This is a genomic window from Paenibacillus sp. AR247 (assembly GCF_002968895.1).
Lineage (GTDB): Bacteria > Bacillota > Bacilli > Paenibacillales > Paenibacillaceae > Paenibacillus_AQ > Paenibacillus_AQ favisporus.
The window spans coordinates 12,512-18,871 of sequence record NZ_PCZT01000007.1 but is presented as its reverse complement, the minus strand read 5'-3'; the positions used below and the strand labels follow the sequence as shown (position 1 = coordinate 18,871).

The 6,360-nt window shown below is 54.9% G+C and carries 4 protein-coding genes and 2 pseudogenes; all 6 read left to right on the top strand.

Features of this window, described 5'->3' with window-relative positions:
* On the top strand, positions 1-911 hold a 911-nt coding region (locus CPT76_RS07215; protein ID WP_483870038.1), incomplete at its 5' end, for an ATP-dependent metallopeptidase FtsH/Yme1/Tma family protein.
* Positions 912-1,351: 440 nt separating this feature from the next.
* Positions 1,352-2,230, top strand: a complete 879-nt coding sequence (locus CPT76_RS07210) for a quinolinate synthase NadA (protein WP_105442425.1) — start codon at positions 1,352-1,354, stop codon at positions 2,228-2,230.
* A 39-nt stretch (positions 2,231-2,269) separates the two neighbouring features.
* Positions 2,270-3,768: pseudogene (locus CPT76_RS07205) on the top strand (L-aspartate oxidase).
* Positions 3,758-4,624, top strand: a complete 867-nt coding sequence (gene nadC, locus CPT76_RS07200) for a carboxylating nicotinate-nucleotide diphosphorylase (protein ID WP_105442424.1) — start codon at positions 3,758-3,760, stop codon at positions 4,622-4,624. The pseudogene CPT76_RS07205 and the gene nadC overlap by 11 nt, the downstream one beginning before the upstream one ends.
* A gap of 5 nt (positions 4,625-4,629) precedes the next feature.
* Positions 4,630-5,397, top strand: a complete 768-nt coding sequence (locus CPT76_RS07195; protein ID WP_105442423.1) for a type III pantothenate kinase — start codon at positions 4,630-4,632, stop codon at positions 5,395-5,397.
* A 108-nt stretch (positions 5,398-5,505) separates the two neighbouring features.
* Positions 5,506-6,352 (top strand): annotated as a pseudogene (gene hslO, locus CPT76_RS07190) (Hsp33 family molecular chaperone HslO).
* The last annotated feature ends 8 nt before the right edge of the window (positions 6,353-6,360 follow it).

Genomic DNA, 6,360 nt, shown 5'->3' with positions numbered 1-6,360 from the left:
AAGCGATTGACCGTGTTATCGTCGGTACGGAGAAGCGCAGCCGCGTGATCAGTGACCGGGAGAAACGGATTGTCGCCTACCACGAAGCCGGCCACACGATCGTGGGCTACTTCCTGGAGCATGCCGATATGGTGCACAAGGTAACGATCATTCCGCGTGGACGCGCCGGAGGATATGTGATCATGATGCCGAAGGAAGACCGGATGCTGGTAACCAAGCAGGAGCTGCTTGATAAAGTAACGGGTCTCCTGGGCGGCCGGGTTTCCGAGGAACTGTTTATCGGTGAAATCGGAACCGGTGCATACAGTGACTTCCAGCAGGCTACGGGTATCGTCCGCAGCATGATTATGGAATACGGTATGAGCGAGAAGCTTGGACCGCTTCAATTCGGGTCCACGCAAGGTCAGGTATTCCTGGGCCGCGACCTCGGTCACGAGCAGAACTACAGTGATTCGATCGCTTACGAGATCGACCAGGAAATGCAACGCATGACAAACGAGTCTTACGAGCGGGCGAAAGAACTGCTGACCAAGTACTCGAAAGAGGTTCACCTCATCGCCAACACGCTGCTTGAGAAGGAAACGCTGGAGCTGGATCAAATCAAGGAATTGATCGAGCAGGGTTATCTTTCCGAAGACGGTCCGAAAGAGGGCGGAGATGGTGAAGGTTCTTCCGAAAGCGGTGCCCCAGTGATCGACAACGTCGGTGACGTGCGTGTACGCATTCAGGGCAAGGATAATACCAGCCTGCCAACGGAAGAAATTCCGAACGATGTTCCATCCAACTTGTCGAATGACCCGCCTAGCGATATCAACACGGATACACCGGGCGACATTCCAAATAACAATGATGGGACGAATGAGAATCCAGGTTCGGGCAACGGCGGAACACCGCCGGAATCCAGATCCTAATCCCAATGCAACAACAGCCCGGAGACGGTTAGCCGTCCCCGGGTTTTTTGTGTCGTTTGCCAGGAAATAAGAGCGGCGGCCATTTGGGGTGTTCAAGCATTGAAGCCGATAGCGTTCCGCCTTAACTCTGTCGCACCAGTTAATTTTTTTGAGGCATAGTAGCGATTGGGGCGGCTGCAAGCTCCAAACAGAAGCGAGGCGGCCTAATCGGACGGAATCGAGCGGGAAGCTTTGTTTTCTTTCGGCTAGATAGCATATAAAGATCATTTTAGTCAATTGACAGTATCGTGAACCTTGTGTAAATTAGTTGATAAACAAGATGGTCTCGAGGTTGCAACGGGCAACTTTGGGAGAATTTTCACAAACTATTCATGATGTTATGAGGTTATGAAGCCATCAACCGGGTAAAATCATGGGATTTCAGAGGGAGTGGGTTACTGGTGGAAGCTCTGGCACTGGAGCATAAGCAGGAACAAAAGCGGGAACTGACGGAGAAGCTGCTTAAGCTGAAGAAGGAAAGAAACGCCATTATTTTGGCGCATTATTATCAAAGGGATGAAATTCAGGAAGTAGCGGATTTCCGTGGCGATTCCTTCCTGCTCGCCCAGAAAGCGGCTCAAACCGATGCGGAAGTCATCGTCTTCTGCGGCGTTCATTTTATGGGTGAAAGCGCTAAGATTCTGGCTCCGAACAAAACGGTGCTGATTCCGGATGAGCGTGCAGGCTACGCCAAAGTGGTTACGTATATCAACTCTTCGGCAGAGATCAAGGCGGAAACGGATATTTGCTGTACCTCTTCCAATGCGGTAAAAGTGATTCAATCGGTCGATTCCGATGAGATCATCTGGGTACCGGACAAAAATTTGGGTCACTATGTGCAGCAGCATACCGACAAGAAGCTCATCATTTGGGAAGGGTACTGCAATACGCATGATATGCTGACGGTAAAAGACGTTGTGGAGATGAGAGCCAAATATCCCGACGCCGAGTTTGTCGTACACCCGGAATGCCGTCCGGAGGTCGTGGCTATGGGCGATTTCGTCGGCAGCACTACGGCAATTTTGGAATACTGCAAAAAATCAAGCAGCAAACAGTTTATCGTCGGAACCGAAGACGGTACCGGATACCAGCTTCGTCTCGACAGCCCGGATAAGGAGTTTCATTTCGCCACCAAGTTTTTGGTATGCCCGAACATGAAGGTGAACAATCTGAAAAAACTGGTGAAGTGTCTGGAAACCATGAAGCCGCAAATCTACGTGCCGCCGGTTGTTGCAGATAAAGCCAGAACTTCTTTAGAGCGCATGTTACAAGTACAGTAGCATGCGCTACTCTTTCTCTTAAGACAGGTGAACAGGCACATGATTCCACAATATCTGGTTGACTTTGATCTGCAGACTTTGCCCCGGACCAAGACGGATGTCATCGTCATCGGCTCGGGCATAGCCGGACTGTTTACGGCGATTCAGGCAAGCCAGGACCGGCACGTCATCATGATCACGAAAAAGGCACTGCTCGAAAGCAACACCCGGTACGCACAAGGGGGGATTGCCGCGGTCATTTCGGAGGACGATTCCCCACAGTATCACCGGCAGGATACGCTGATGGCAGGGGCAGGGCTGTGTTCATCCTCCTCGGTGGACCTCTTGGTCAATGAAGGCCCTGAGGGCGTCAAGGAGCTGATCCGGCTCGGCACAACGTTTGACCTGGAGAACGGGGAGCTTGCCCTGACCCAGGAAGGCGCGCACAGCCACCGGCGGATTTTGCATGCCAACGGGGACGCGACCGGCTACGAAATTGTCAGAGCCCTGGCGGAGAAGGTCGCGGAGCATGATCATATTGAGGTATGGGAGCATCACTTTGTAATAGACGTTATTACAGAAGACGGCGAGTGCAAGGGAGCACTGGTTCAGCGTCCCGACGGGCAGCGGATCTTTGTGCAGGCGAACGCGACCCTGCTTTGTTCCGGCGGCGCGGGACAGCTCTACCGGTACACCACCAATCCGGAAGTGGCCACGGCCGATGGTGTAGCGATTGCCTATCGGGCGGGGGCTGAGGTACGTGATATGGAGTTTATTCAGTTTCACCCGACGGCTCTCTGTTATCCGGGTGCGTCGCCCGGGCGATCCTCAGCGAAATGGAAGAAACGAAATCCACCTTCGTCTATTTGGATATTACCCATGAGCCGGAGGATATGCTTAAGCATCGGTTTCCGACCATTTACGAAACGTGCATGACTTACGGATTGGATATGTCGACGGACTGGATTCCAGTGGCTCCGGCTGCGCATTATATGATGGGCGGCGTCAAAACGGACCTGAATGGTGAGAGCAGCATCAAGCGGCTGTTTGCCTGCGGCGAAGTGTCCTCGACCGGCGTGCACGGCGCCAACCGACTGGCCAGTAACTCGCTCTCCGAAGCGATCGTGTTTGGACGGCGTATTGTGAATCGCCTGCGGGAACTGTCCCCGCTGGACTGGGAACCCAAAGATATCCGGGTCGATGAGGGGCGCCTTGAATCGCCAAGGCAGGCCATTGTAGAGCGCCGGCTCAAGCTTCAGAAAGTCATGGTGCGTTATGTTGGACTGCGCCGGAACAAGACGCTGCTGCTGAAGGGGCTGGATGAACTGAAGCGCCAGCTGCCGATTTTCCAGTCCGGACTGAGTAAGCGTGAGGAATTTGAATTTGCCAACATGCTGACCAGCAGTCTGCTGGTGACCAGCGCGGCATTGTCCCGGGAAGAGAGCCGTGGGGCGCATTACCGCGAAGACTTCCCCCTGCGGGATGACGAAGGCTGGCGCAAGCATCTGCTGCAGCGGCGGGATCAAGAAATAGTGGAGGAAATCAGCGATGACGTTTAACGGATATGATGAAAGTCTTGTGGAATCCATCCGGCTGTGGCTGAGAGAGGACGTCGGATCGGGAGATGTGACGACGCTGTCGACCATCCCGACAGGACATGAATCCAAGGGAATCATTCATGCCAAGGAAGATGGCGTGGTAGCCGGACTTCCCGTATCGGAGCTTGTGTTTCAAGTCGTGGACCCGGCGCTCACGTTCACGCCTCAAGTATCGGAAGGCGATTTCGTAAAGAAGGGAACGGTACTCGCTGTCGTGGAAGGCAGCACGCACCGGATTTTGACGGGGGAGCGGCTGGCCTTGAATTTGCTGCAGCGCCTGTCAGGCATTGCGACCCGGACACGTTCGTTCGTGGATGCGCTGGAGGGCCTGCCTACCCGCTTGGTCGATACCCGGAAGACGACGCCGGGACACCGCATGCTGGAGAAATACGCGGTCCGCGTCGGCGGGGGAGCCAACCACCGCTTCGGGCTGTATGATGCTGTGATGATCAAGGACAACCATATTAAAGGCGCCGGCGGAATCCGCAAGGCCGTGGAGCGTGCCCGGGCGTTTATCCCTCATACGATGACCATCGAAGTGGAGACGGAGTCGCTTGAGCAGGTTGAGGAAGCGCTGGAAGCCGGTGCGGACATCATCATGCTGGATAACATGAGCCAGGATCTGATGAAAGAGGCTGTCCGGCGTATTAAGGCCAAGTCCCCGCATGTGACCGTGGAAGCCTCCGGCAACGTGTCTTTGAAGACTGTGAAGGGGATCGCGGCCTGCGGCGTCGACGTCATTTCGGTCGGCAGACTGACGTATTCCTTCGACAGTCTGGACATCAGCCTCGACCTCAATGCGGTGAAGGAGGGATAGCCCCCGTGATTCTGGTGATCGACATCGGGAATACGAACATCGTCTTAGGGATATACAGAAACCGGGAGCTATTGCATCATTTCCGTCTCAGCACGGTCAATCATTCCACGCCGGACGAGTACGGCATTATGTTCCGGAACATGTTTCAGATGTCCGGGATCCCGGTCAGCGACATTGAGGGCGTGATCATTTCTTCGGTGGTGCCGCCTATGGTCCATGTCATTGAGGAGATGTGCCAAAAATATATCCACCATTCGCCGCTCATCGTGGGACCGGGGATTAAAACCGGGCTCAATCTGCGTTACGAAAATCCGCGCGAGGTCGGGGCCGATCGGATCGCCAACGCCGTTGCCGCCGTGGAGAAGTACCAGGGCCCGCTCGTCGTGATCGACTTTGGCACGGCTACCACATTTGACTGCATCGATCCCAAAGGCGCCTATCTCGGCGGCCTGATCGTGCCGGGCATCGGCATTGCGACCGAAGCGCTGTATCAGCGCGCATCGAAGCTGCCTCGGATTGAGCTGGAGAAGCCCAAAAAGGTCATCGGACGAAATACAGTCCATGCGATGCAGGCAGGCATTATTTTCGGATACGCCGGGCAGGTTGAAGGCATTGTAGAGCGGATTCGCGGCGAGATGCAGGTGCCCTCCCTGAAAGTGGTCGCAACGGGCGGACTGGCGGATCTGATCGCCAGCGAAACGAAGGTCATCCAGGAAGTGAATCCGCTGCTGACGCTCGACGGTCTCCGGATTATTTATGAGCGCAACCGCTGAATTGCCAGAAAGATCAACCGGATCACCAAAAAGGCCTGTTTTGCGGTAAAATAGATAGATAAGGGCAGAGCCTTCCCGGCTCATCCAATAAAGGAGGCAGTACACATAATGGAAAACAAACAGGACCGCCTCATCCGGGGCACGGCCATGAATGGACGGGTCCGGGCTTTCGCGGTGAGAACGACGGCTCTCGTGGAGGAGCTTCGCAGAAGGCATGATACGTGGCCTACCGCCACAGCGGCGCTGGGGCGCACGCTGACAGCCGCTGGTATGATGGGCGCCATGCTGAAGGGCAAGGAAAAGCTCAGCATTCAAGTCAAGGGCGACGGACCAATCGGACAGATCGTCGTGGAAGCCAACTCCTTTGGCGAAGTGACGGGATATGTCACTAATCCGCATGTCCATTTGCCCAGCAATAGCCAGGGAAAACTCGACGTAGCCGGCGCGGTTGGCCGTGAGGGATACCTGCACGTAACTAAAGACCTGGGCCTCAAAGAGCCTTACCGCGGAAGCGTACCGATTATTTCGGGAGAGCTCGGAGAGGACTTTACGTATTATTTTGCCGTATCGGAGCAAACCCCTACTGCGGTTGGCCTGGGCGTACTCGTCGCTCCCGACAATTCCGTGCTCGTGGCCGGCGGCTTTATCATTCAGCTGCTTCCGGGCCTTTCCGATGAGGAAATCACGGCGATCGAGCAGGCGGTAAGCGCGATTCCGCCGGTAACCACCCTGTTGGACCAAGGGCTGGAGCTGGAGGATATGCTGAAGCAGCTGCTTCCCGATGTAGAGGTTCTCGAAGAGATGGACATCATGTTTCGCTGTCAGTGCTCCCGTGACCGGGTAGAGCAAACGCTGGTCAGCCTGGGCCAAGCGGAACTGGAGCGTTTGATCGAGGAAGATGGACAGGCGGAAGTGGTGTGCCATTTCTGTCAATGAAGCGTATGATTTTGACTAGGGAACAAC